Genomic DNA, 25,751 nt, shown 5'->3' on the forward strand with positions numbered 1-25,751 from the left:
TGATCAACCCCTGATAAGCCCCGGCCGACGTGGGCTGGCGACGTGTCTCTACAGGTTATCCACAGGCAGGTGCACGCTTTACTTGGATAACCTTTCCTCCCGCTTTACGGCTCGCTGCGCAGTACCAACTCCACCATCAAATCATCGGCCAGAGTCTCCAGCCGCGACTGCAGCACGTCCAGGGAAAGGGTCAGCGGCACCGCAAGAATCGCTTCGGCGTGGAACAGCGGCTCGCTGCTCATCGGCGCCGGGCGCACGTCGGTCACCAAGCGTTCAAGGTTGACCCCCTGCTCACTCAGTAAACGCGTGATGTCACGGACGATCCCCGGTCGGTCGTTACCGACCAACTCCATGGCAATCGGCTTCCAGGTGCAGGATTGCTCAATGCCGCTTTCGGCGATCAGCACCCGAATGCCTTGGGAGGACAGCGCCTGAAGAGCATCGACCAGTTCGTCATAGGCCTCAGCCGGCACGCCCACCCGAAGGATCCCGGCAAACTGCCCGGCCATCCGTGACATGCGGCTCTCTAGCCAGTTACCACCATGCTCGGCGATACATTGAGCAATGCGCTCGACCTGGCCGGGCTTGTCCGGGGCAAATACGGTGAGTACGAGATGGTCCATGGCGCAGCCCTCTTGTCATGACTTTTGTTATAGAAAGGCAAGTATAGGCAAGGGACTCGATTCAGCGCGGTGCCGCTTTTGTGGCGTGGGAACCAAAGCCCCATAGCAGTGCATTGAAGATTATGTGTACAAGTTTTTAGATTTATCTGGAACAATCCAATAGTTTTTTGAGAACATCCCGTTCCCCGGCGTGACCGCAATGCGTCACGGGGTCGCAGAACGACGTAATTAGTCTAATTTTCACAAGCGCAATTCATCATGTAGTATGCCGCAGCGCGCACTACATAACGTTGGATCGATGTCTGCCCAGGCGCCATCGCAACCCTCAAAGCCCCGTCAGCAAGGCGCTACGCCGTTGATTGGAACCACCCAGCCGCCAGCAATGGCATGTACTGGTAGAGGGGTTTGTGGTTTAAATGGCCAGAGGCTTCATTGTCAAATTGAAGAGCTGAAAAGCGAAATAGCTGAGCAGAGTGAGGCAAGCAATGACTGAACACGTTCAAGTCGGTGGCCTGCAGGTCGCCAAAGTCCTGTTCGACTTCGTGAACAACGAAGCCATTCCCGGTACCGGCCTCACCGCCGATAAGTTCTGGGCCGGTGCCGACAAGGTCATTCACGACCTGGCGCCGAAGAACAAAGCCCTACTCGCCAAACGCGACGACCTCCAGGCGCGTATTGATGCCTGGCACCAGTCCCGTGCAGGTCAAGTGCACGACGCTGTGGCCTATAAAGCCTTCCTGCAAGACATCGGTTATCTGCTGCCAGAAGCGGCCGATTTCCAGGCAACGACGCAAAACGTCGACGACGAAATCGCCCGTATGGCCGGTCCACAACTGGTGGTTCCGGTGATGAACGCCCGCTTCGCCCTCAACGCCTCGAACGCCCGCTGGGGTTCGTTGTACGACGCGCTGTATGGCACTGATGCCATCAGCGAGGCCGACGGCGCGGAAAAAGGCAAAGGCTACAACAAGGTTCGCGGCGACAAGGTCATCGCCTTCGCTCGCGCCTTCCTCGACGAGGCCGCGCCATTGGCTGCCGGCTCTCACGTCGACTCCACTGCCTACAAGATTGTTGAGCGCAAACTGGTTGTCAGCCTTAAAGGTGGCAGCAACACGGGTCTGCGCAATGATGCCCAACTGATCGGTTTCCACGGCGACGCAGCGGCACCGACCGCGATCCTGCTGAAAAACAACGGTCTGCACTTCGAAATCCAGATCGACGCCAGCACACCGGTCGGCCAGACCGACGCCGCCGGCGTCAAAGACGTCCTGATGGAAGCCGCGCTGACCACCATCATGGACTGCGAAGACTCCGTTGCCGCCGTCGATGCCGATGACAAAGTGGTGATTTACCGCAACTGGCTCGGCCTGATGAAAGGCGATCTGTCGGAAGAAGTCGTCAAGGGCGGCAAGTCCTTTACCCGCACGATGAACGCCGATCGCACCTACACCGCCCTCGACGGCAGCGAACTGAGCCTGCACGGCCGCTCGCTTTTGTTCGTGCGCAACGTTGGCCACTTGATGACCATCGACGCGATCCTCGACAGTCAAGGCAACGAAGTGCCGGAAGGCATCCTCGACGGCCTGGTCACCAACCTCGCGGCGCTGCACAGCCTCAACGGCAACACCACACGCAAGAACAGCCGTACCGGTTCGGTCTACATCGTTAAACCGAAAATGCACGGTCCGGAAGAAGCAGCGTTCACCAACGAGCTGTTCGGGCGCATCGAAGACGTGCTGGAGTTGCCACGCAATACCCTCAAAGTCGGCATCATGGACGAAGAGCGGCGCACCACGATCAACCTCAAGGCCTGCATCAAGGCTGCCAGCGAGCGCGTGGTGTTCATCAACACCGGCTTCCTCGACCGCACCGGCGATGAAATCCACACCTCCATGGAAGCTGGCGCGATGGTGCGCAAGGCCGACATGAAGGCTGAGAAGTGGATCGGCGCCTACGAAAACTGGAACGTCGACATCGGTTTGAGCACCGGCCTGCAGGGTCGCGCGCAAATCGGCAAAGGCATGTGGGCCATGCCCGACCTGATGGCCGCCATGCTCGAGCAGAAAATCGCTCACCCGCTGGCCGGCGCCAACACCGCCTGGGTCCCTTCGCCGACCGCCGCTGCGTTGCACGCGCTGCATTACCACAAGGTTGACGTGTTCGCCCGCCAGGCCGAACTGGCCAAGCGCGCACGTGCTTCGGTAGACGACATTCTGACCATCCCGTTGGCGAGCAACCCCAACTGGACGGCAGAACAGATCCAGAATGAACTGGACAACAACGCCCAGGGCATCCTCGGTTATGTGGTGCGCTGGATCGACCAGGGCGTGGGCTGTTCGAAAGTGCCGGACATCAACGACGTCGGCCTGATGGAAGACCGTGCGACGCTGCGTATCTCCAGCCAGCACATCGCCAACTGGCTGCGCCATGGCATCGTCAGCGAAGCCCAGGTGCTGGAAACCCTCAAGCGCATGGCGCCGGTGGTTGACCGCCAGAATGCCAACGACCCGCTGTACCGCCCGCTGGCGCCGAACTTCGACAGCAACATCGCCTTCCAGGCGGCGGTCGAACTGGTGATCGAAGGCACCAAACAGCCAAACGGCTACACCGAGCCGGTCCTGCACCGTCGCCGTCGCGAGTTCAAGGCTGCCAATGGCCTGTGAATAAGCGTTAACGACATGAAAAAGCCCTGATCGAGAGATCGGGGCTTTTTTATTTGAAACAGGATCTTTTCAGCGGCTCACATATCCATCCCCAACTGATGCTTGACCAATGCCAGCAGCTCTTTGCTATCAATGGGCTTGAGCAAAAAATCCACCACACTCAAATGCATGGCATCGATAACGTCACGGGCGTCGGCGTCACCGGAAACGATGATGACTGGCAAAGCCGCCCGTTCCGTCGCTCTAACCTTGCTGACCAGCCCCAGACCGTCGAGCCGGTTCATCCGTAGATCAGTGATGAGCAAACCGATCGACTTGTTCGAGTCCAATAGTTTGAGTGCGCTTTCACCACTGGCTGCGGTCATGCAGCGGATGCCGTCCAGAGCAAGAATCTCCGAAAGCAGCTCCCGCGCGTCCTTGTCATCGTCGACGATCAGCACACGTTGTGCTGGCAAATCCGGTTCGTGCATGACTGCACTCAGCGCTTCACGCTCGGCATCGCTCAAAATATCGTGGTCGGACATAAATCTCTCTACATGTTCAGATCAATCCCCTAGCACCATAGTCGGACATCGCTAAGCAGAGCTCAAATGTGCGCTTCGCCGGATAGTTTTCCAAGTAGGCTAACCAGCGGTTTCGCGCACTAATAGCGTAGGGCATTTCCGAAATCTCGCTTCGTGTACCTAGACTTACGTCCAATGGGCACCCTGCGCTCAGGGGCCGACCATGGCAGTGACTCCGACAACAACAAATCGAAAAAGACTGCGGTAATGGTTATGAGTAAAGCGGATGCCTTCACCCAGGCAGGGAAAACCGCGGTGTTGCAGAACATCCAGGGCACCCTGCAGTTCCTTCAGCGTTTCCCGCCGTTCAATCACATGGAACACGCGCACCTGGCGTATCTGGTCGAACAATGCCAACTGCGCTTCTACGGCCCGGGCGACAGTATCATCAAGCCCGCGGACGGACCGGTTGAGCACTTTTACATCGTCAAGCAAGGCCGGGTGGTCGGCGAACGTCCGCACACGGCCAAGGGTGGCACCGAAACCACCTTCGAAATCACCACCGGCGAGTGTTTCCCCCTCGCCGCACTGCTGGGTGAACGTGCGACCCGTACTGAACACCTGGCCGCCGAAGACACCTTTTGCCTACAGCTGAACAAGCTGGCCTTTATCAAACTGTTCGCCCTTTCCAACACGTTTCGCGACTTTGCCCTACGCGGCGTCAGCAGCCTGCTGGATCAGGTCAATCAGCAAGTCCAGCAAAAAGCCGTGGAAACCCTCGGCACCCAGTACTCGCTCAATACCCGCCTCGGCGAATTGGCCATGCGCCATCCCGTGACCTGTAGCCCTGCGACCCCGTTGCGTGAAGCCGTGACCCTGATGCACGAGCAACAGGTCGGCAGCATCGTAGTGGTCGATGAACGGAAGGCCCCGCTGGGGATTTTCACCTTGCGCGACTTGCGTCAGGTGGTCGCCGACGGCACCAGCGACTTCAACCAGTCCATCGAGCGGCACATGACTCAGGCGCCGTTTTTCCTGACGCCGGACCACAGCGCGTTCGATGCGGCCATTGCCATGACCGAGCGGCACATCGCCCACGTCTGCCTCGTGAAGGACCAACGGTTATGCGGCGTGGTCTCGGAACGCGACCTGTTTTCCCTGCAACGCGTCGATCTGGTGCACCTGGCACGGACCATTCGCAGCGCACCACGGGTAGAAAACCTGGTGGCGATGCGCGGTGAAATCGGCCAACTGGTCGAACGCATGCTCGCCCACGGCGCGTCCTCGACCCAAATTACCCACATCATCACCTTGCTCAACGATCACACCGTGTGTCGGGTCATTGAGCTGACGCTGGCAGATAAAGGCGACCCAGGCATAGCGTTCAGCTGGTTGTGTTTCGGCAGCGAAGGCCGCCGCGAGCAGGCCCTGCACACCGATCAGGACAACGGCATTCTCTTCGAAGCACGCGATGCGGCGCATGCGGCCGAGATTCGCAGCAAGCTGTTGCCGATTGCCCAGCAGATCAACCAGAGCCTGGCGCTCTGCGGCTTTACCCTGTGCAAGGGCAATATCATGGCCGGCAACCCGGACCTGTGTTTGTCCCGTGCCGAATGGGCGCGGCGTTTTGCGGCGTTTATCCGCGAAGCAACGCCCGAAAACTTGCTGGGGTCGAGCATCTACTTCGACCTGCGGGTGGTCTGGGGCGATGAACAAGGTTGTGAGCAATTGCGCCGCGCGATTCTTGATCAGGTGGCGGACAATCGGCTGTTCCAGCGCATGCTGGCCGCAAATTCCCTGCGCCAACGCCCGCCCGTTGGGCGTTTCCGCGAATTCGTGCTGGCGAAAAAGAACGGTGAAAAAGCCACCCTCGACCTGAAAGTCCAAGGGCTGACACCTTTTGTCGACGGTGCCCGAGTGTTGGCGCTGGCCCATGGCATTGGGGTCAACAATACTCTGGAGCGCTTTCGCCAGCTGGTGGCCAAAAAAGTCATCGACCCACTGGACGGTGCGGCCTATGAAGAGGCCTACCACTTCATCCAGCAAACCCGCATGCAGCAACATCAGCGACAGTCCCGCGAGAACTTGCCCTACTCCAATCGGGTCGATCCGGACAGCCTGAATCATCTGGACCGGCGCATCCTGCGCGAGTCCCTGCGTCAGGCCCAACGCCTGCAAAGCAGCCTGACCTTGCGGTATCAGCTATGAAGCTGTTTTCCTGGCTGCGCCCTGCAGGTCCGACATTGACGGCCGCGCAGCAACAACGCCTGAATCAACTGCCCAGTGCCCCGACGCTGGGCGAATGCAGTCTGCGCGAGCAACGCTGGGTGGTGGTCGATCTGGAGACCACTGGGTTGAACCTGAACAAGGACGTGGTGCTGTCGATCGGTGCCGTGGTGATCGAAGACGGCGCGATCGATTTCAGTCAGCAGTTCGAGCGAACCTTGCAGCGCCGCGACCATAAACTCGGACCTAGCGTGTTGCTGCACGGCCTGGGCCCGAGCGCGATTGCCGCTGGCTGCGATCCGCTGGAGGCTTTGCTGGATTTCATGGAGTTTGTCGGTGACAGTCCGTTGCTGGCGTTTCATGCACCGTTCGACCAGCACATGCTCGGTCGCGCCCTGAAGGACAGCCTGGGTTATCGCTTGCAGCATCCGTTCCTCGACGTCGCCGACATGGCGCCGCTGCTTTGCCCGCAAGCCAACATCCGCGAAGCCGGGCTGGACGACTGGATCGACTGGTTCAAGTTGCAGGTCTTTGAGCGCCACAACGCCAGCGCCGATGCCATGGCCACCGCTGAATTGGCGTTGATCCTGTTCAACCGCGCACGGGCGCAGCAGATTCACAGCCCGTTGAATCTGCAACAGCGGTTGAGCCAGTGGAAACGCCGGCAGCAGGCGCCTTCTTTCTAAGCGCCACAGGGGGATACATTCACCCGACCAACACCAATTGCGCCCATCCATTGCCTCTGCCACAATCGCGAACAATTCTCGTTAGTTAACACTTCCCAATCGGTAATGCTGCGTGTCGTCAGTCCAAAGCCCTCACAGTGAGCTCGTTGGTGCGTTGTATCGCGACCATCGCGGTTGGCTGTTGGCCTGGCTGCGGCGCAACGTGGCCTGTCCGTCCCGGGCCGAAGACCTGAGTCAGGACACCTTCGTACGTTTGCTCAATCGCGAAGAACTCAAAGCGCCGCGTGAACCGCGGGCGTTTCTGGTGGTTATCGCCAAGGGCCTGTTGTTCGACTATTTCCGCCGCGCAGCGCTGGAGCAGGCCTACCTCAGCGAACTGATGCTGATTCCCGAAGCGCAACAACCGTCCGTGGAAGAGCAGCAACTGATCCTCGAAGACCTCAAGGCCATCGACCGCCTGCTCGGCAAACTCTCGAGCAAAGCCCGCGCAGCCTTCCTCTATAACCGCCTCGACGGTCTCGGTCATGCCGAAATTGCCGAACGCCTTGGCGTCTCCGTACCACGCGTGCGGCAGTACCTGGCGCAAGGTATTCGCCAGTGTTACGTGGCGCTGTACGGCGAACCGGCATGAATCAGATCAGCTCAAAACCGGTCTCGGCCCGGGTGCTCGACGCGGCCATCGCCTGGCAACTGTCTCTCGACTCTGGCAGCGACAGCCCGGTGGAGTGCGAAGAATTCGCCAAGTGGCACGCCGCCGATGAAGAACACGCGCGCGCCTGGCGACAACTGAGCATGCTCGATCAGCGTTTCAGCGTCGCCAGTGGGCCGGCCCGCGCAGCCTTGCTGCAATCGCGTGAAGGCATTCGGCGGCGCGTGCGCAAACTGGGCAGCGGCGTGGCCAGCGTACTGCTGTTTATCGGGCTGGCGCTGTTTGCCGGTGAGCGATATCTGCCACTCGACTACTGGCTGGCCGACCATCGCACCGCAACCGGTGAGCAACTCACGCTACACCTGGCCGACGGCACGCTGATCAACCTCAACACTCATAGCGCGCTGGACGTACGTTTCGATGAGAAACAGCGGCGGATCATTCTTCAGGAAGGCGAAATCCTCATCGAAACCGGCCACAACGATACCCGGCCGTTCATCGTCGAAACCCGCGACGGCAACCTGCATGCACTCGGTACACGGTTTCTGGTCAAGCGCGAGGACGATGGTACGCGGTTGAGCGTGTTGAATTCGGCGGTGGCGGCACAGCCGCAATCCAGCCCCGACGAACAGATTCTCCACGAGGGCCAGCAAGTGCTGATGCACCGAGACGGCCTCGGCCCGCTGGTGGCATTCAATTCCAGCGCCGACGCCTGGACCCGCGGCATGCTGGTGGTGGACAACGCGCGATTGGAAGACCTGGTCCACGAACTCGGCCGCTATCGCCCCGGCCATCTCGGCGTTGCCGCGAACATCGCCGACCTGCGCATCACCGGCAGCTTCCCGCTGGACGACACCGACATGGCGCTGACAGCGCTGCTGCCAACCCTGCCGGTGCAGATCGAACGGCACACGTCGTGGTGGGTAACAGTCGTGGCGAAGACCGCTCCTTAAAGGATCGCAGCCTGCGGCAGCTCCTACGCAAAGAAACATCGCACATCCCGTAGGAGCTGCCGCAGGCTGCGATCTTTTCGCCCCCCGCCCCCTGATTCGAAATAATTTTCACCCGCACCTATCACTTTTCAACTTTCATACGGCACCCAGGCAACTGAGAAATATTTCCATTCAGGAGCCGCCGTATGTCCCGCTCGCTAGACACCTTGTTGCGCCCCAGCCTGTTGGCCGTGGCCATTGCCCTCAGCGCCCCGCTGACCAGCACTGCACTGATAGCTGCCGAACAGGCGTCCAACGTTCGCGCCTACAATCTACCGGCCGCCCCGTTGGCCGGCACCTTGAACCAGATCGCCAGTCAGGCTGGTCTGGCGTTGGCGTTAAATCCATCCCTGGCAAATGGCAAGACATCGGCTCCGGTCAACGGTCAGTTCGACGCTGTCGGAGCCCTTCGTGAAGCCTTGAGCAGTACCGATCTGCAACTGGAACAGAGCAACGCCGGCACCTTCAGTCTGGTGGCTGTCCCGGAGGGCGCGATGACCCTGCCGACCACCAGCATCGTGGGCCAAGAGGCATACGAAACCGCCTGGGGCCCGGTTGAAGGCTACGTCGCCACCCGCACTGCGGCCGGTACCAAGACCGATACGCCGGTTGTTGAAGCACCGCGCTCGATGTCGGTGATCACCCGCAATCAAATGGATGACCGCTCGGTGCTCAGCCTCAACGATGCCTTGCGCTATACCGCCGGCGTCACCAGCAGTGGCTATGGCTCCGATTCCCGCGCCGACTGGCTGCGAATTCGCGGTTTCGATCCCGCCCAGTTCCTCGATGGTCTGCCGCTGCCCAAAGGCTCCTACGCCAATCCGAAGGTCGAGCCCTGGAACCTGGAACGCATCACCGTGTTGCGCGGCCCGGCATCGTCGGTTTACGGTCAGACCCCGCCCGGAGGCATGCTCGACATGGTCAGCCGTCGCCCTCAGGCCGAAAGCACCAACGAAGTCGAATTTCAGACCGGCAGCAACAGACACAAACAGATCAACTTCGACAGCACCGGCAAGATCGACGACGAAGACCAGTTCCTCTATCGCGTCAGCGGTGTGGTGCGAGACAGCAATACGCCGGTGGATCACACCCCGGACAAACGCTACAACATCGCGCCCAGTCTGACCTGGAACATCGACGACGACACCCACCTGACCTTCATCTCGCAATACACCCGCGATGACACCGGAATCACCACGCAATTCCTGCCGTTGCAAGGAACCAAGATCGATTCCGCCGCCGGCAAGATTTCCCGCCACAAGAACCTCGGTGACCCGGACTGGGAGTTCTACGACCGCACCTATTTCGCCCTTGGTTATGCCTTCGACCATCGCCTGAACGACGTCTGGCAGTTCCGTCAGAACCTGCGTTACACCAAGAGTGACCTGTCGTTCCAGACCGCTCATCGTGTTGCCCCCGGCACCGACACGGTGAGCCCCGATGGCACCGTGGAACGCAGCACTGGTATCGTCAACGAAGACATCGGCCAGTTCGCCGTGGATAACAATTTCCAGGCCGACTTCCAGACCGGCGTCCTGAGCCACACCTTGCTGCTAGGTCTGGATCACCAGCGCTCCGACACCAACTACCAGTGGCTCATTGGCAACGTCAACGTTCCGAGCACCAACGTCAACCGCCCGGTGTACGGCCAGGATTTCTCCAAGGTTCTGTACTCGACCCTGTACGACTACAACCAGAAAACCCGGCAGACCGGTCTGTACGCCCAGGATCAGATGGCCCTGGACAACTGGCGGCTGACCCTCGGCGGACGAGAGGACTGGGTCCATACCGGTACCGACTTCAACCAGACCGATACCAGCAGCACCCAGCGCGACAAGCATTTCAGCGCCAACGTCGGCTTGAGCTATGTGTTCGATAACGGCCTCACACCGTATGTCTCTTACACCGAGTCGTTCCAGTCTTCCGCCGGCATCAATGTGTCGGCCACCGAGTCGCTGAAGCCGACCCAGGGCAAGCAATACGAAGCCGGCCTCAAGTACCAGCCGCCCGGCACCCAAACTCTGCTGTCCGCCGCCGTGTACGACCTGCGTCAGAAGAATGTTTCGATCACCGAACACGACATCACCAGCCAGATTGGCGGAATCAAAGTCCGCGGCCTCGAATTGGAGGCCACCTCCGACGTGACCGAAAACCTGAGGCTGGTGGGCGCCTATAGCTATACCGACACCGAAATCCTAAAGGGTGACGGCAACGGCAACCGCATGCCTCAGGTACCACGCAATCAGGCGACCTTGCGCGGCGACTACACCTGGCACAACGGCGTGCTCGATGGCTTCGGTATCGGTGCCGGCGCCCGTTATGTCGGCGACACCTACGGCAATCAGAGCAACACCTATCTGGGGCATGTGGGTTCGTACACCGTATATGACGCCTCGGTGCATTACGACCTCGGACGCCTTAGCAACAGCCTCAAGGGCGCAACCGTGGCGGTGGATGCGAAAAATATTTTCAACAAGGACTACCTGTCCACCTGCGATGGGTTCTGGTGCTACTACGGCGACCAACGCAACGTGGTCGCCAGTGTGAACTACAGGTGGTAAGCCCCACCGCTTCACTCATCTGATGCTGCCGTTGATCTTCCATCACGAAGTCGACCACCTGTTGGGCGACACGGCCGAATTGAAGGCCATGCCCGCGATGGCGATTTAATGGGCGCCATCAAACCCCTCGCCAGCCGCGCCGGAACTTACTAGGCTAGAACGCTTGCCCATGCTCCCTGAATACCGCCGAGGAATGTCCATGTCCGCTCCCAGCATGACCTTGTTCCACAACCCAGCCTCGCCTTACGTGCGCAAAGTGATGGTGCTGCTGCTTGAAACCGGTCAACTGGACCGCGTGACGCTGCAACACAGCCAACTGACCCCGGTCAGCCCGGACACCACGTTGAACCAGGACAACCCGCTGGGCAAGATCCCGGCGCTGCGCCTGGCCGACGGTAACGTGTTGTACGACAGCCGGGTGATCCTCGATTACCTCGACCAGCAACATGTCGGCAACCCGCTGATCCCTCGCGAAGGCTCGGCACGCTGGCGGCGCCTGACCCTGGCCGCGCTGGCCGACGGGATCATGGACGCCTCGGTGACGATCCGTTACGAACTCGCCCTGCGCGCCCCGGAGAAACACTGGGACCAATGGCTCGATGCCCAGCGCGAGAAGATCCGCCGTGCCTTGGCAGTGCTGGAAGCCGACGCCATCGCCGAGCTGACCAGCCATTTCGACGTCGCCGCCATCAGCGTTGCCTGCGCCTTGGGTTATCTGGATTTCCGCCACCCGGACCTGGAATGGCGCAAGACCAACCCGCAACTCAGCGCCTGGTATGCCGAGGTCTGCCTGCGGCCGTCGATGCTCGCGACTCAACCACCGGTTTGAATTTGCGGTAGTCGCGCAAATCAGCAGTCAGGTTTTTCCGCGACGAAGCGTCTGGCCGGATTCACCGCCGCACCGAACTCACGCAAGGCCTTGGCACCGATCAGCAGCGGGTAATTGAAACTGCTGCGGTCGGTCAGGTTGACCTCGACCGTGCGCTTGATGCTGCCCAGGCACAGTTCCAGATCAATCACCGGACGCTTCGCCACATCGGCCACATTCTTCTCGTCGTCTTCGTCGGCGCGGCTTTTGATTTTGCTGATCCGCGAGATCTTGTGTTCGAAAACCTTGTTGCTCGCATCCTTGGTGCCCAGGCGGAAGCGCACCCAGTCTTCGCCATCGCGGGTGAAGGTTTCGATGTCCTTGGCCGACAGGGAAGCCGTCAGCGCACCGGTGTCCATCTTGGCCTTGAGGACCTGGCCACCGATTTCCGGCAGCTTGATGTATTCGTAACGGCCATACAGGGTCGGCTCGGCCGCCATGACCGGCAGAGCCAGAAGGGAAAGCAGTGCAAGGACGGATTTCACGTAATGGTTTTCCTTCGGAAGAGGGACAGCGGAATTTTAGACCGTTGCCTTTGAATTCGTTCGGTATCGTTGAAGATCAAAAGGTCGCAACCTTGTAGGAGCTGCCGCAGGCTGCGATCTTTTGCGGGTCAACAAAATCTTAAGGAAACGAACATACCCCGAGACAAGTGAAACATTCGTCAGCCACCTGGATTTGGCCTCAGGGCCGAAGCTGCTTATCATTGCGCGCCCAAACGTTTCCAAGAGTTATTTATGCGCCGCCTGCTCACCGGCTGTTTCGTCACCTTGCTACTGTTACTCAACACCCTGGTCCTGTTTGGTCCGCTGATGGTGTTTGCCCTGCTCAAACTACTCCTGCCCGGACGTTTTCGCGATTACGCCAGCGCGGCGGTGATGTGGATTGCCGAAACCTGGGCCGAGATCGACAAGCTGATTTTCGCCCTGTGCATCCCCACGCAATGGGACATTCGCGGCGGTGACGGCCTGCGGGTCGACACCTCGTATCTGGTGATCAGCAACCACCTGTCCTGGGTCGACATCCCGGCGTTGATCCAGACCCTCAACCGGCGCACGCCGTTCTTCAAGTTCTTCCTGAAGAAAGAGCTGATCTGGGTGCCGTTTCTGGGCCTGGCCTGGTGGGCACTGGATTACCCGTTCATGAAGCGCTACAGCAAAGCCTTTCTGGCCCGGCACCCGGAGTTGCACGGCAAGGATCTGGAGATCACCAAAACCGCCTGCGAGCTGTTCAAGCGCCAACCGGTGAGCGTGGTCAATTACCTGGAAGGCACTCGCTTCACCCCGGTCAAACGCACCGAACAGCAATCGCCCTTCAAGCATTTGCTCAAGCCCAAGGCGGGCGGCGTGGCGTTTGTTTTGGCGGCGTTGGGTGAGCAGCTGGATGCGGTGCTTGATGTGACCGTGGTTTATCCACAGACGAAGATTCCGGGCTTCTGGGATTTGATTAGCGGCGCGGTGCCACGGGTGATCATCGACATCAAGACCCGTGAACTTGATCCGGCGTTGTGGCAGGGCGATTACGAAAACGATCCGGCGTTTCGCCAGAGCGTCCAGAACTGGGTCAACCAGCTCTGGACCGAGAAGGACTCACGCATCGACGCGTTGCGCGCCGAGCGGGCTGAATCAGCCGCCGGCGCCCCAAATCCCGCCGAGGCTATTGAGTAGCGAACCGCCGACACCCTGCTGACCGAGGTATTGCAGAAGGATCGGGGCAAACTGGCCGATCATGCCGCCGTCCATGCCCAGCGCGCTGAAGGCGCTGTTCAGGTCATCGGTATTCTTCACGTTGTCCAGGTTGCCCAAGGCGCTGTCCAGAGGCGACGACTTGCCGGACGAACCACCGAGCAGTCCGCCAAGCATACCCAGACCGCCGTTACCCGACAGCATGCCCAGCCCCGGCGCGTCTTTGGTCAACTGTGAATAATCGGTCGAGCTCAACTGGTTCTTTGCCAGACCCAGCATGGCACCCGTGCCACCGATGGCCTGTTCCGGGGTCACGTCCAGCGCACTCAGCGCGCTCAGCAAGCCGGCTGTTTGTGAAGTCGGTGCTGCGGCAGCCGTATTGTCGCCGCCCTGCATGCCGGACACGGCACCCGCCACATCGTTCAGACTGAAGCCGGCGGCGAAGACCGGGCTGGTCGCCAGGGTCATGAGCGAAGCCAAAGCAAAACCGCGTGAAATCTTCATCGAAACTAACTCCTGAACCCTGAAAGCCACCTGCAATCAGGTGGTGGAAACCAGCCGTTTGACTGGTCGTGACACTAATTGTTCCCGGCCATTGTGCACCGCACCGATCGTCTGAAATCCAATTCAGAAATATTTTTCCTGCGCTGCATCCACTGTTTGCCTGGCTGCGTATATCAAGCACGGACAGACATTCCTGGCCGATTCCTCACCAAGGACAATCACCATGAAGCGCACTACGATTAAAACCCCGTTGATCGCCAGCCTGCTGAGCCTGGCCGTGACTTGCGGTTTAGCCCTCAACACTGTGCAAGCGGCAGACATGAGCCACGACACTGTGATGGTCGGCGGTCAGGCCATGATGCCGAGCAAAGACATCATCGATAACGCCGTGAACTCGGCGGATCACACCACCCTGGTCGCCGCCGTGAAAGCCGCTGGTCTGGTCGATACTCTCAAGGGCAAGGGCCCGTTCACCGTGTTCGCACCGGTCAACTCGGCGTTCGCCGCCCTGCCCGCCGGCACCGTCGATACCCTGCTCAAACCCGCCAACAAAGCCACGCTGAGCCACATCCTCACCTACCACGTGGTCGCCGGGAAACTCGACATGGCGGCGTTGGCCCAGCAGATCAAGGCCGGCGGCGGTAAAGCCGAACTCACCACCGTCAGCGGCGGCAAGCTGTGGGTGACGATGAACGGCCCGCACAACATCACCCTCAAGGACGAAAAAGGCGCCACTGCCGACATCACTACCTACGACGTGTACCAGTCCAACGGCGTGATTCAAGTCATCGACAAAGTGCTGATGCCGAAAAGCTAAGCACTGACGCCGGCCCTGTGCATCAGGGCCGGCGTTGCCCTGAGGTCTGTCGCCGTGAATGGAACAACTGCGCACCGTGAACTAACCTCTGCCTGCAACCGGCGCCGCATGCCGACCGACATTATCTGGAGAACGGTCATTTCCACCGCCGACACCGAACCGCTCAGACAACTACTCGCCCAATGTTCACTGGGCGACCGCCGTGCATTCGAGACGCTCTACCGCAGTGTTGCACCGCGCCTGCACGGCGTGGCGCTGCGCTTCATGGGGCGCAGCGACCTGGCTGAAGAAGTGCTGCAGGAAAGCTTCGTGCGCATCTGGAACAACGCCTCGCGTTACCAAGCGCATTTGTCGGCACCGATGACCTGGATGATCAACATCACCCGTAATCAGGCCATCGACCAGTTACGCAAACACCGCGACCGGCGCCTCAGCGAACCGGAAGAACAGGCGCTGGTCGACGAAGCGCCCTCGGCTCAAGAGTTACTCAGCAGCGACCGTGAAGCCCGCGCGCTGAAGCGCTGCCTGGACACCCTCGAAGGCATGCAGCGTCAATCGATCACCGTGGCCTACTTTCAGGGCTTGTCCTGCGCTGAACTGGCCGACCACCTGGCGGCGCCCCTGGGCTCGGTAAAATCCTGGATTCGCCGTGGCATGGAGCGCCTGCGCAGGTGCCTTGAATCATGAACTATCAAAACAGACGCCTGCGCCGTGCCCTCGCCGCCGACTACGCCATTGGCCTGATGCCCGCCGCCGCTCGCCGACGCTTCGAACAGCTGCTGCTGGATGACGCCGAACTGCGCATTGAACTGGCCAAGTGGCAGGAAAGCCTGACCAGCCTCAACGAACCGTTGGTCGAAGTGCCCGTACCCGATCGGGTGTGGGCCGCCATCAATGCCCGGATTGAGCCGCAAGAATTGCACGTGCCGGCCAAACGTCCGTTCTGGAACTGGCTGCGCGTGACAGTCGCGGTCTGCTCGCTACTGGTGGCGGTGACTTTGGGTATTCTCTACAACCGCGACAGCGCCCAGTACAGCGCAACCTTGCTCAGCGCCAGCGCGCAGCCTGCCCTGAGGATCAAGGCTCACGACGATTATCTGCAAATCGAACCGTTGACCCTGGCCGCCGTCGATCCCGGACACAGCCTCGAATTGTGGGCAGTTCCAGCGGATGGCAAACCGATCTCCCTGGGCGTGATCCCGTCGGGCGGTAAAGGTCGGGTCGCATTGAGCGACGAACAGCATGCGCTGCTGGGTAAACCGATAGCACTGGCAGTCAGCCTGGAGCCCGAAGGCGGTTCGCCGACCGGGCAACCGACCGGGCCGGTGTTGTATCAAGGGGCGTTGGCGGGACTCTGAATCAAGGTACAAAACCTGTGGGAGCGAGCCTGCTCGCGATGGCGGTAGCTCATTCAACATGAGTGTCGACTGACCCACTGCTATCGCGAGCGGGCTCGCTCCCACAAGGGATGCGCTGTCATGCATGCAAAAAAGGGCGACATCACTGTCGCCCTTTTTTCCGTCTTGCTCCAAGCCTTACGCCGCGCTGAACAACTTGTGCGGGTCGATCACAAACTTCTTCGGTACACCGGCATCGAACTCGCCGTAACCACGTGGCGCGTCGTCGAGGCTGATGACCTCAACACCCACGATGTCGGCAATCTTGATGCGGTCCCACATGATCGCCTGCATCAGCTGGCGGTTGTACTTCATCACCGGAGTCTGGCCGGTGTGGAAGCTGTGGGATTTGGCCCAGCCCAGACCGAAGCGGATGCTCAGGCTGCCCATTTTCGCGGCCGCATCGACTGCACCCGGATCTTCAGTTACGTACAGGCCAGGGATACCGATTTTGCCGGCAACGCGAACCACGCCCATCAGCGAGTTGAGTACGGTAGCCGGTGCTTCGTGTTTCACGCCGTCATGGCCGTGACCACGGGCTTCGAAGCCCACGGCATCGACGGCGCAATCCACTTCTGGCTCGCCCAACAACGCGGCGATCTGTTCGTGCAGCGGGGTGTCTGTCGACAGGTCGGCGATTTCAAAACCCTGAGCCTTGGCGTGCGCCAGACGGATCGGGTTGACGTCACCGATGATCACCACCGCCGCGCCCAGCAGACGAGCGGAAGCGGCAGCTGCCAAGCCAACCGGGCCAGCGCCAGCAATGTAAACAGTGCTACCCGGGCCAACACCCGCAGTGACAGCGCCGTGGTAACCAGTCGGCAGAATGTCCGAGAGGCAGGTCAGGTCACGGATTTTTTCCATGGCCCGGTCGCGATCCGGCAGTTTCAGCAAGTTGAAGTCGGCATACGGCACCATCGCGTATTCGGCCTGGCCGCCGGTCCAGTCACCCATGTCGACATAACCATAGGCACCACCCGGACGCGCCGGGTTAACGCTCAGGCAGACACCGGTGTGCATCTCTTTGCAGGAACGGCAGCGCCCGCAAGCAACGTTGAACGGCACGGATACCAGATCACCGATCTTCAGGTTCTCGACATCACTGCCCTTCTCGATCACTTCACCGGTGATCTCGTGACCCAGCACCAGACCGGTCTGGGCCGTGGTACGGCCACGCACCATGTGCTGGTCGGAACCACAGATATTGGTGGATACCACACGCAGGATGACACCGTGCTCGATCTTCCTGCCGCGCGGGTCCTGCATTTTGGGATAGTCGATTTTCTGTACTTCGACCTGGCCATTGCCGAGATACACCACACCACGATTACCAGACATGCTTTCACCTCGCTGTTGTTTTTATGTAGCGGTCGCGTCGCCAGGGATCGGCGGCGCGTTGATTGCTCGGGTTTATTGCCTGTGTGCTTTGTGTTGTTTGTTATGCCGCCATCGCGAGCAGGCTCGCTCCCACATTTGACCGCATTCCCCTGTGGGAGCGAGCCTGCTCGCGATGGCGATCTAAAGAACGACGGTACGGTTCGCGTTGAGGAATACCCTTCGCTCAATGTGATACCCAACCGCCCGGGCCAATGTCTGGCCTTCGATGTCACGCCCTTTGGCGATCAAATCTTCGGGGTAATGGCTGTGATCCACCGCTTCCACGCCTTGGGCAATGATCGGGCCTTCGTCGAGGTCGTTGTTGATGTAGTGCGCCGTGGCGCCCACCAGTTTCACGCCCTTGTTGTAGGCCTGGTGATACGGCTTGGCGCCTTTGAAACCGGGCAGCAACGAGTGATGGATATTGATCGCTTTACCGTCGAGCTTGCGGCACAGCTCCGGCGACAGCACTTGCATGTAGCGCGCAAGCACCACCAGCTCTGCACCGGACTCTTCGATCACCTGCCAGACTTGCCGCTCTTGCGCGGGTTTGTCGTTCGGGTCGAGCGGGAAGTGGTAATAGGGAATCCCGTGCCAGTCGGCCAGCGGCTTGAGGTCCGGGTGGTTGGACACCACCGCCACCACGTCCATCGACAATTGGCCGATGCGCTGGCGATAGAGCAAGTCGTTGAGGCAGTGATCGGCCTTGGAGACCATGATCACCACTTTTGGCCGGTGGTGCGGCGGCGTCAGTTCGAAAACCATGCCGAACGCGTCGGTCCGTTCGGTCAGACCTGCGCGAAACGCCTGTTCGTCGAAGGCGTCGGGCTGACGGAACTCCACACGAATGAAGAAGCGGCCCGAAAGCCGATCATCGAAGGAGTGGTGCTCGGTGACGTAGCAACCCTGTTCGAACAGAAAACGGGTCACCGCATCCACCGTGCCCAAAACGCTTGGGCAATCGGCGGTCAAAATCCATGTATCTGGGGCGCGGCTCATAATGCGGTGACTCCTGTGTGGCGAGGGAGCTTGCTCCCGCTCGGCTGCGTAGCAGTCGTAAATCTACGGATGCGATCTCACTGACAGAACGCTATAGATGACTTTGGGGCTGCTGTGCAGCCCAGCGGGAGCAAGCTCCCTCGCCACAGATCAAGCCTGAACGCTAAGGCCATACTCAGCCGCGGCATCCTGCAACCACAGCCACCAGTAATCCGAGAAGCTGCGGCGGATCAGCAGTTCCCAGGTGTCTTCAGCGGTATGGCGGATCACCAGTTGCGACTTGGCGAACACCGTGCCCACCGCTTTGCCCACCGGAAAATTGTTGGGGTGCACGTCGTAGCTGGTGGACTTCATCAGCACTTCGCGGACTTTCGGGCCGCTCAGTTCAAGAATCTGCTGACCGCCGCTGACGTTGACGATGGAGATGTGCAGATCGCCCAGCGCTTCGCGCAGTTTTTTCTCGGCGGCGAATTCTTCACCGCTCGGCACGATCAGCAGCCACTCGTCCGGGCCCATCCATTGCAGGCTGGTTTCGCCTTTGGCGACCACGGTCAGGGCGACTGGCAGTTCCAGGCCCAGGGCCTTGTGCACGCCAGCGGCGAATGCCGGGTTGTGGGCATCGCCACGAATGGTCAGGTGACCCAGGAGTTTTTTCTCACGCACGGTGACACCGGCGTTTTTACGGCCCTTGCCCACCAGGCTTTGCAGGCCCGCGTGGTGCAGCGACGACTCGGCCTTTGCCCCAGTGGTTGGGCGCTGTTGGTAAACGTTGGCTGTGGTCATAAAGCACCTGTCTTCAATTCTGTTGTGCGGTTGGTCTCGACCCTTGTGGTGACTGGACTGCCGTCTTCGCGAGCAAGCCCGCTCCCACATTGATTGATGCCTGACTCAAATTCCCTTGGTGACTTCGATCCTGTGGGAGCGAGCCTGCTCGCGATGCAGTCAACGCGGTTCAGCTGCCACCCCACAGGACCCGAGGCCATCAAATGTTCTGGCGATCGCCTTTCGGATCGAAGAACACCGAAGAAACGATTTCCGCTTCGATCACGCTGCCGTCGGCCAACGGCGCGAACACGCGCTCGCCGAGGCGCTTCAAGCCGCCTTTGACCACACCCATGGCAAACGAATAGCCGAGGGAGTTGTGGGCGTAGCTGGAGGTCACGTGACCGACCATGCTCATCGGGATCGCTTGCTTGGTGTTGAACACCAGTTGCGCACCTTCCGGCAGCCATTTGGTCGGATCGATAGGCTTCAGGCCAACCAACTGTTTGCGCTGATCACGCACACAGTCTTCACGGTTCATGCCACGCCAGCCGATCCACGAGAACGGTTTAGTGCGACCGACGCACCAGCCCATGTTCAGGTCGTCCGGGGTCATCGAGCTGTCAGTGTCCTGGCCGACGATGATGAAACCCTTCTCGGCCCGCAGGACGTGCATGGTTTCAGTGCCGTACGGCGTCAGGTTGTACTTCTTGCCAGCCTCGACGATTTTTTCCAGGACGCCCATGGCGTAGTCGGCCTGCACGTTGACTTCGTACGACAGCTCACCGGTAAACGAGATCCGGAACACCCGCGCCGGCACACCGCCCACCAAACCTTCTTTCCAGGTCATGAACGGGAAGCCGTCCCTGTCCAGGTCGATGTCGGTGACTTCGCTGAGCAGCTTGCGGCTGTTCGGCCCGGACAGGGTCATGGTCGCCCAGTGGTCGGTGACCGAGGTGAAGTACACCTTCAGGTCTGGCCATTCGGTCTGGTGATAGATTTCCAGCCATTGCAGCACGCGTGCAGCGCCGCCGGTGGTGGTGGTCATCACGAAGTGGTTGTCGGCGAGGCATGCGGTGACGCCGTCATCGAAAACCATCCCGTCTTCTTTACACATCAGGCCGTAACGAGCCTTGCCCACATCGAGCTTGGTCCAGGCGTTGGTGTAGACGCGGTTGAGGAACTCACGCGCATCCGGACCTTGAATGTCGATCTTGCCGAGTGTCGAGGCATCCAGCAGACCTACGCTTTCACGCACGGCCAGGCATTCGCGTTTCACCGCGGCATGCAGGTCTTCACCGTTTTTCGGGAAGTACCAAGGACGTTTCCACTGACCGACGTCTTCGAACTCGGCGCCGTTTTTCACGTGCCAGGCGTGCAGCGCGGTGTAGCGCACTGGCTCGAAGATGTGTCCACAGTGACGACCGGCTACCGCACCGAAAGTCACCGGCGTGTAGTTCGGGCGGAACATGGTGGTGCCCATCTGCGGGATGGTCACGTTCAGCGAACGGGCGGCAATGGCCAGACCGTTGACGTTGCCGAGCTTGCCCTGGTCAGTGCCGAAGCCCAGCGCGGTGTAGCGCTTGACGTGCTCGACCGACTCGAAGCCCTCGCGGGTCGCCAGTTCGATGGCGGCAGCGGTGACATCGTTCTGCAGGTCGACGAATTGCTTCGGCGCCCGTGCGGTGGCCTTTTCGTGCGGCACCTGGAACAGCGCCAGGGTCGGCTCTTCCAGACGGCTCAGGGCTTTTGGCAGGACGCCTTCGACCGCTTTGAAGCCGGCTTCGCTGGCAGCGCGCACGCCGCCTTCAAAACCGTCGGCCAGGGAATCGCCGAGGCTGTAGACGCCATTGATGCCGCCGACGCATACGCGCTTTTGCGGTGCTTCGCCCGGGATGAAACCGAGGATGTCTTCACGCCAGATCGGTTTGCCGCCCAAGTGCGACGCCAGGTGAACCACCGGGCTGTAGCCGCCGGAGCTGGCAACCAGATCGCATTCAAGCCATTCGCCAGGGCTGGTGACGGTGTGTGCTTTAACGTCGATCGCTGCAACACGAGCGGCGGTTACGCGCTTGCTGCCGCGCGCTTCGATAACTGCACTGCCGGTCAGAATACGGATACCTTTGGCCCGTGCTTCTTCTACCAGCGCACCGCGAGGATTACTCCGCGCATCGGCGATGGCCACCACTTGCAGGCTGGCGTCGAGCCAGTCCAGCGCCACGCGGTAGGCGTGATCGTTGTTGGTCGACAGCACCAGTTTTTTGCCCGGCGCGACGCCGTAACGGCGCACGTAAGTCGAGACTGCACCGGCGAGCATGTTGCCCGGCACGTCGTTATTGCCATAGACCAGCGGACGCTCGTGAGCGCCGGTTGCCAGTACTACACGCTTGGCGCGAACCCGGTGGATACGCTGACGAACCTGGCCAATCGGTGCGCGGTCGCCGAGGTGATCGGTGAGGCGTTCGTGAATGGTCAGGAAGTTGTGGTCGTGGTAACCGTTGACGGTCGCACGAGGCAACAGCAGCACGTCCGGCAAGCCTTTGAGTTCAGCGATCACGCTGGCCACCCATTCGGTCGCCGGCTTGCCGTCGAGGCTTTCACGGGTATCGAGCAGGCTGCCGCCGAACTCTTCCTGCTCATCGGCCAGAATCACTCGGGCACCGCTGCGCGCAGCCGCCAGGGCAGCCGCCAGACCGGCCGGGCCACCGCCGACGATCAACACGTCGCAGTGCTGGTTCATGTAGTCGTAGGTGTCCGGATCGTTTTCGGTCGGCGAACGACCAAGACCTGCGGCCTTACGAATGTACTTCTCGTAGGTCATCCAGAACGATTGCGGGTACATGAAGGTTTTGTAGTAGAAACCCGGTGGCATCAGCTTGCCGCCGACCTTGCCGAGAATCCCCATCATGTCGTTGTTCACGCTCGGCCAGCCGTTGGTGCTGGTGGCAACGAGACCCTGGTACAGCGCCTGTTGGGTGGCGCGTACGTTAGGAATTTGCGTGGCTTCGGTGGCACCGATCTGCAGCACCGCGTTCGGTTCTTCGGCACCGGCGGCGAAGATCCCGCGAGGACGCGAATACTTGAAGCTGCGACCGATGATGTCGACGCCGTTGGCCAGCAGTGCAGCGGCCAGGGAGTCACCCTCAAAACCTTTGTAGATCTGGCCGTTGAAGCTGAAGCTCAGGACTTTGTTGCGGTCGATCCGTCCACCGTTGGACAGGCGATTGATCTGGCTCATACCTTCGCTCCCAGAGCCTGCGCGGCCGCTTTCGGACTTTCAGTCTTGTCGGTGAACTGTGGCTTGGTGCCGATCTTGTAGGTTTCGAGAATCTCGTAGGTCACGGTGTCACGGGTGACGTTGAAATACTGACGGCAACCGGCGACGTGATCCCACAGCTCGTGGTGCAACCCGCGAGGGTTATCGCGGAAGAACATGTAGTCGCCCCACTCCTCGTCGGTGCAGGTGTTCGGGTCCAGTGGGCGCGGGATATGCGCCTGGCCGGATGCGTGGAATTCCTCTTCGGAGCGCAGCTCGCCGCAGTGAGGACAGAAGATATGCAACATAGGGATTTCTCCTGTTAGTGGGCGACTGCAGCAGCGCCGTGTTCGTCGATCAGCGCACCGTTGTGGAAACGGTCGATGGAGAAAGGTGCCGCCAACGGGTGCATTTCACCCTTGGCCAGGCTGGCGGCAAACACGTTGCCCGAGCCCGGTGTCGCTTTGAAACCACCGGTACCCCAACCGCAGTTGAAGAACATGTTCGGCACCGGAGTTTTGGAAATGATCGGGCACGCATCCGGCGTGGTGTCGACGATGCCGCCCCACTGACGGTTCATGCGTACGCGGGACAAGACCGGGAACATCTCGACGATGGCCTGAATGGTGTGCTCGATCACCGGGTACGAACCGCGCTGGCCGTAGCCGTTGTAGCCGTCGATACCGGCGCCGATTACCAGGTCGCCCTTGTCGGACTGGCTGATGTAACCGTGCACGGCGTTGGACATGATCACGCTGTCGATAATCGGCTTGATCGGCTCGGACACCAGCGCTTGCAGTGGGTGCGATTCGATCGGCAGACGGAAACCAGCCAGTTTGGCCATGTGCCCGGAGTTGCCAGCGGTGACTACACCGACGCGCTTGGCGCCAATGAAGCCCTTGTTGGTTTCGACACCGATGCACACGCCGTTTTCCTTGCGGAAACCGATCACTTCGGTCTGCTGGATCAGGTCCACGCCCAAGGCATCGGCCGCACGGGCAAAGCCCCAGGCCACGGCATCGTGACGAGCCACGCCGCCGCGACGCTGAACGGTAGCGCCCATCACCGGGTAGCGAGTGTTTTTCGAGCAGTCGAGGTACGGAATCTCGTCAGCCACTTGTTGAGCGGTGAGCAGTTCGCCATCGACGCCATTGAGGCGGTTGGCGCTGACCCGACGCTCGGAATCACGAATGTCCTGCAGGGTGTGGCACAGGTTGTAGACGCCACGCTGGGAGAACATCACGTTGTAGTTCAGGTCCTGGGACAGGCCTTCCCAGAGTTTCATCGCGTGTTCGTACAGGTGCGCCGACTCGTCCCACAGGTAGTTGGAACGCACAATGGTAGTGTTGCGCGCGGTGTTACCGCCGCCCAGCCAGCCTTTTTCGACCACGGCCACGTTAGTGATGCCGTGTTCCTTGGCCAGGTAGTAGGCGGTCGCCAGACCATGCCCGCCGCCGCCGACGATGACTACGTCGTAGACTTTTTTCGGAGTCGGCGTGCGCCACATCCGCTGCCAGTTTTCGTGGTGGCTGAGGGAGTGTTTGAAGAGGCCGAAGCCTGAGTAGCGTTGCATAGTCATTTACTCCAAAACCGCGCTCAGCGATAAACCGGGAAGTCCGCGCACAGGGCTGCCACATGCTTGGCAACATTGGCCTCGACATCGGCGTCGCCGAGGTTGTCGAGGATGTCGCAGATCCAGCCGGCCAGTTCAACGCACTGGGTAACCTTAAAGCCGCGAGTGGTGACCGCCGGGGTGCCGATACGCAGGCCCGAGGTGACAAACGGCGATTGTGGATCGTTCGGTACGGCGTTCTTGTTCACGGTGATGTGGGCACGACCCAAGGCGGCGTCGGCCTCTTTACCGGTCAGGCCCTGACGGATCAGGCTCACCAGGAACAGGTGGTTGTCAGTGCCGCCGGACACTACATCGTAGCCACGTTTGATAAAAACGCTGGCCATCGCTTGTGCGTTGTCGATCACTTGTTGCTGATAAACCTTGAAACCAGGCTCCAGCGCTTCCTTGAAGCACACCGCCTTACCGGCGATCACGTGCATCAGCGGGCCGCCCTGGGCACCGGGGAAGACTGCCGCGTTGAGCTTTTTCTCGATTTCTTCGTTAGCCTTGGCCAGGATCAGGCCGCCACGCGGACCGCGCAGGGTCTTGTGGGTGGTGGTGGTCACCACGTCGGCATACGGCAGCGGGTTCGGGTACAGGCCGGCAGCGACCAGACCGGCAACGTGCGCCATGTCGACGAACAGCAGCGCACCCACCTTGTCGGCGATCTGACGGAAACGTGGGAAGTCCAGAGTCTTGGAGTAAGCCGAGAAGCCGGCGACGATCATCTTCGGCTTGCATTCGACGGCCAGACGCTCGACTTCGTCGTAGTCGATCAGGCCGGTTTTGGTGTCGATGCCGTACTGCACGGCGTTGTACAGCTTGCCCGAAGACGACACCTTGGCGCCGTGGGTCAGGTGACCGCCATGGGCCAGGCTCATGCCAAGAATGGTGTCGCCGGCTTGCAGCAGGGCCAGGTAAACGGCGCTGTTGGCCGACGAGCCGGAGTGCGGCTGGACGTTGGCGTAATCGGCGCCGAACAGCAGTTTGGCGCGTTCGATGGCCAGCGCTTCAACTTTGTCGACGTGCTCGCAGCCACCGTAGTAGCGCTTGCCCGGATAGCCTTCGGCGTATTTGTTGGTCAGGCCACTGCCTTGCGCTTCCATGACACGCTTGCTGGTGTAGTTCTCTGACGCGATCAGCTCGATGTGATCTTCCTGGCGCAGCTCTTCGGCATTCATCGCCGCCAGCAGTGCATCGTCGTAACCCTTGATCTGGTCTTGCTTGCTGAACATCGCGTCTCTCCCAGCGGCGGCTTGTGCGCCTTTCGTCTCGGTGAGGCACGTACCTTTCGGCAGTGCCCTTTGGATGCGATGGTATGGCCGGCGCAGACAGGTCAAATGCCTATGGACGCCACGCAAAGGTGCGTTTACGACATACGCCCAAAGAGCGACCACTGACCGGCGCTCGCGACACACTCGGCAGCGCCTGCGCAGGTTCAACACAACGTCGCGCGTGGACATGTGCATAATTGCCTAACGTCTTTGTATTTTTCTGACAGACACATCGCGTGTGCTCCCCCGCCCATCTTGGGTACAGTGCGCACCATCATCGACCACGGAGCCGGC

The 25,751-nt window shown here is 60.3% G+C and carries 22 protein-coding genes; 11 read left to right on the top strand and 11 right to left on the bottom strand.

The genetic code is table 11. The features are described 5' to 3' along the window. Window positions 1–104: 104 nt before the first annotated feature. Window positions 105–623 carry a glycine cleavage system transcriptional repressor gene (locus tag AC1RKH_RS24165; protein WP_123426534.1) on the bottom strand — a complete coding sequence of 173 codons (519 nt, stop codon included), beginning with the start codon at window positions 621–623 and terminating at the stop codon, window positions 105–107. A 485-nt stretch (window positions 624–1,108) separates the two neighbouring features. Here AC1RKH_RS24165 and AC1RKH_RS24170 point away from each other — a divergent pair, with 485 nt between their 5' ends. Further along, window positions 1,109–3,286: a malate synthase G gene (locus AC1RKH_RS24170; protein ID WP_493063921.1), complete on the top strand. Its 2,178-nt coding sequence runs from the start codon at window positions 1,109–1,111 to the stop codon at window positions 3,284–3,286. A gap of 77 nt (window positions 3,287–3,363) precedes the next feature. Here AC1RKH_RS24170 and AC1RKH_RS24175 read toward each other — a convergent pair whose 3' ends face one another. Then, on the bottom strand, window positions 3,364–3,810 hold the full coding sequence (locus AC1RKH_RS24175; RefSeq protein ID WP_493063920.1) for a response regulator: 447 nt from the start codon (window positions 3,808–3,810) through the stop codon (window positions 3,364–3,366). Between the two features lie 246 nt (window positions 3,811–4,056). Between AC1RKH_RS24175 and AC1RKH_RS24180 the strand changes: the two genes are divergently transcribed. From AC1RKH_RS24180 to AC1RKH_RS24205, 6 genes are all read left to right on the top strand, one after another. Continuing rightward, window positions 4,057–5,997, top strand: coding sequence for a putative nucleotidyltransferase substrate binding domain-containing protein (locus tag AC1RKH_RS24180; protein WP_493063919.1), 1,941 nt, complete (start codon window positions 4,057–4,059; stop codon window positions 5,995–5,997). Further along, the gene (locus tag AC1RKH_RS24185; RefSeq protein WP_493063918.1) at window positions 5,994–6,701 is read left to right on the top strand and encodes a 3'-5' exonuclease; all 708 of its coding nucleotides are present in this window, start codon (window positions 5,994–5,996) and stop codon (window positions 6,699–6,701) included. Before AC1RKH_RS24180 ends, AC1RKH_RS24185 begins: the two co-directional genes overlap by 4 nt. A 112-nt stretch (window positions 6,702–6,813) precedes the next feature. After that, entirely contained in the window at window positions 6,814–7,332 is a 519-nt protein-coding gene (locus AC1RKH_RS24190; RefSeq protein WP_493063917.1) for an RNA polymerase sigma factor, read from the top strand. Then, window positions 7,329–8,303, top strand: coding sequence for a FecR domain-containing protein (locus AC1RKH_RS24195; protein WP_493063916.1), 975 nt, complete (start codon window positions 7,329–7,331; stop codon window positions 8,301–8,303). The genes AC1RKH_RS24190 and AC1RKH_RS24195 overlap by 4 nt, the downstream gene beginning before the upstream one ends. A gap of 185 nt (window positions 8,304–8,488) precedes the next feature. Beyond that, the gene (locus AC1RKH_RS24200) at window positions 8,489–10,903 is read left to right on the top strand and encodes a TonB-dependent siderophore receptor (protein ID WP_493063915.1); all 2,415 of its coding nucleotides are present in this window, start codon (window positions 8,489–8,491) and stop codon (window positions 10,901–10,903) included. Between the two features lie 199 nt (window positions 10,904–11,102). Next, window positions 11,103–11,732, top strand: a complete 630-nt coding sequence (locus tag AC1RKH_RS24205) for a glutathione S-transferase N-terminal domain-containing protein (protein WP_493063914.1) — start codon at window positions 11,103–11,105, stop codon at window positions 11,730–11,732. Between the two features lie 20 nt (window positions 11,733–11,752). Here the strand turns inward: AC1RKH_RS24205 and rloA2 are convergent, their stop codons facing one another. After that, window positions 11,753–12,256 (bottom strand): retropepsin-like aspartic peptidase RloA2, encoded by a 504-nt coding sequence (rloA2, locus tag AC1RKH_RS24210; protein WP_123426529.1) that lies wholly within the window; start codon window positions 12,254–12,256, stop codon window positions 11,753–11,755. Between the two features lie 252 nt (window positions 12,257–12,508). On the opposite strand from rloA2, the gene yihG reads away from it, so the two are divergent. Beyond that, complete coding sequence (gene yihG, locus AC1RKH_RS24215; RefSeq protein WP_493063913.1) at window positions 12,509–13,438, top strand: 1-acylglycerol-3-phosphate O-acyltransferase, YihG family; 930 nt, start codon at window positions 12,509–12,511, stop codon at window positions 13,436–13,438. On the opposite strand, the gene AC1RKH_RS24220 is transcribed toward yihG, so the two are convergent. Further along, window positions 13,397–13,960, bottom strand: coding sequence for a DUF2780 domain-containing protein (locus tag AC1RKH_RS24220; RefSeq protein ID WP_493063912.1), 564 nt, complete (start codon window positions 13,958–13,960; stop codon window positions 13,397–13,399). The two genes, yihG and AC1RKH_RS24220, sit on opposite strands and share 42 nt — an antisense overlap. Before the next feature lie 223 nt (window positions 13,961–14,183). Here AC1RKH_RS24220 and AC1RKH_RS24225 point away from each other — a divergent pair, with 223 nt between their 5' ends. From AC1RKH_RS24225 to AC1RKH_RS24235, 3 genes are read left to right on the top strand one after another with little or no spacing between them, the layout of a single operon-like run. Continuing rightward, window positions 14,184–14,777, top strand: a complete 594-nt coding sequence (locus tag AC1RKH_RS24225; protein ID WP_493063911.1) for a fasciclin domain-containing protein — start codon at window positions 14,184–14,186, stop codon at window positions 14,775–14,777. 54 nt (window positions 14,778–14,831) lie between these two features. Continuing rightward, window positions 14,832–15,464: a sigma-70 family RNA polymerase sigma factor gene (locus AC1RKH_RS24230; protein ID WP_493063910.1), complete on the top strand. Its 633-nt coding sequence runs from the start codon at window positions 14,832–14,834 to the stop codon at window positions 15,462–15,464. Then, a complete protein-coding gene (locus AC1RKH_RS24235; RefSeq protein WP_493063909.1) occupies window positions 15,461–16,135 on the top strand; it encodes an anti-sigma factor in 675 nt (224 codons plus the stop codon). The genes AC1RKH_RS24230 and AC1RKH_RS24235 overlap by 4 nt, the downstream gene beginning before the upstream one ends. 177 nt (window positions 16,136–16,312) lie before the next feature. Here the strand turns inward: AC1RKH_RS24235 and fdhA are convergent, their stop codons facing one another. The 7 genes from fdhA to glyA all read right to left on the bottom strand — a co-directional run bounded on the left by fdhA (window position 16,313) and on the right by glyA (window position 25,418). Continuing rightward, window positions 16,313–17,512, bottom strand: coding sequence for a formaldehyde dehydrogenase, glutathione-independent (gene fdhA / locus AC1RKH_RS24240; RefSeq protein WP_123426522.1), 1,200 nt, complete (start codon window positions 17,510–17,512; stop codon window positions 16,313–16,315). Between the two features lie 180 nt (window positions 17,513–17,692). Continuing rightward, a complete protein-coding gene (gene purU / locus AC1RKH_RS24245; protein ID WP_493063908.1) occupies window positions 17,693–18,550 on the bottom strand; it encodes a formyltetrahydrofolate deformylase in 858 nt (285 codons plus the stop codon). 150 nt (window positions 18,551–18,700) lie between these two features. Then, entirely contained in the window at window positions 18,701–19,333 is a 633-nt protein-coding gene (locus tag AC1RKH_RS24250) for a sarcosine oxidase subunit gamma (RefSeq protein WP_019693990.1), read from the bottom strand. A gap of 199 nt (window positions 19,334–19,532) precedes the next feature. After that, the gene (locus tag AC1RKH_RS24255; RefSeq protein WP_493063907.1) at window positions 19,533–22,550 is read right to left on the bottom strand and encodes a sarcosine oxidase subunit alpha; all 3,018 of its coding nucleotides are present in this window, start codon (window positions 22,548–22,550) and stop codon (window positions 19,533–19,535) included. Next, window positions 22,547–22,876: a sarcosine oxidase subunit delta gene (locus tag AC1RKH_RS24260; protein ID WP_123426519.1), complete on the bottom strand. Its 330-nt coding sequence runs from the start codon at window positions 22,874–22,876 to the stop codon at window positions 22,547–22,549. The genes AC1RKH_RS24255 and AC1RKH_RS24260 overlap by 4 nt, the downstream gene beginning before the upstream one ends. A gap of 14 nt (window positions 22,877–22,890) precedes the next feature. Beyond that, window positions 22,891–24,141, bottom strand: a complete 1,251-nt coding sequence (locus tag AC1RKH_RS24265) for a sarcosine oxidase subunit beta (RefSeq protein ID WP_071553033.1) — start codon at window positions 24,139–24,141, stop codon at window positions 22,891–22,893. A gap of 23 nt (window positions 24,142–24,164) precedes the next feature. Beyond that, entirely contained in the window at window positions 24,165–25,418 is a 1,254-nt protein-coding gene (gene glyA / locus AC1RKH_RS24270; RefSeq protein WP_493063906.1) for a serine hydroxymethyltransferase, read from the bottom strand. Between the last annotated feature and the right edge of the window lie 333 nt (window positions 25,419–25,751).

This window comes from Pseudomonas sp. GW822-FHT06B12 (assembly GCF_058799675.1).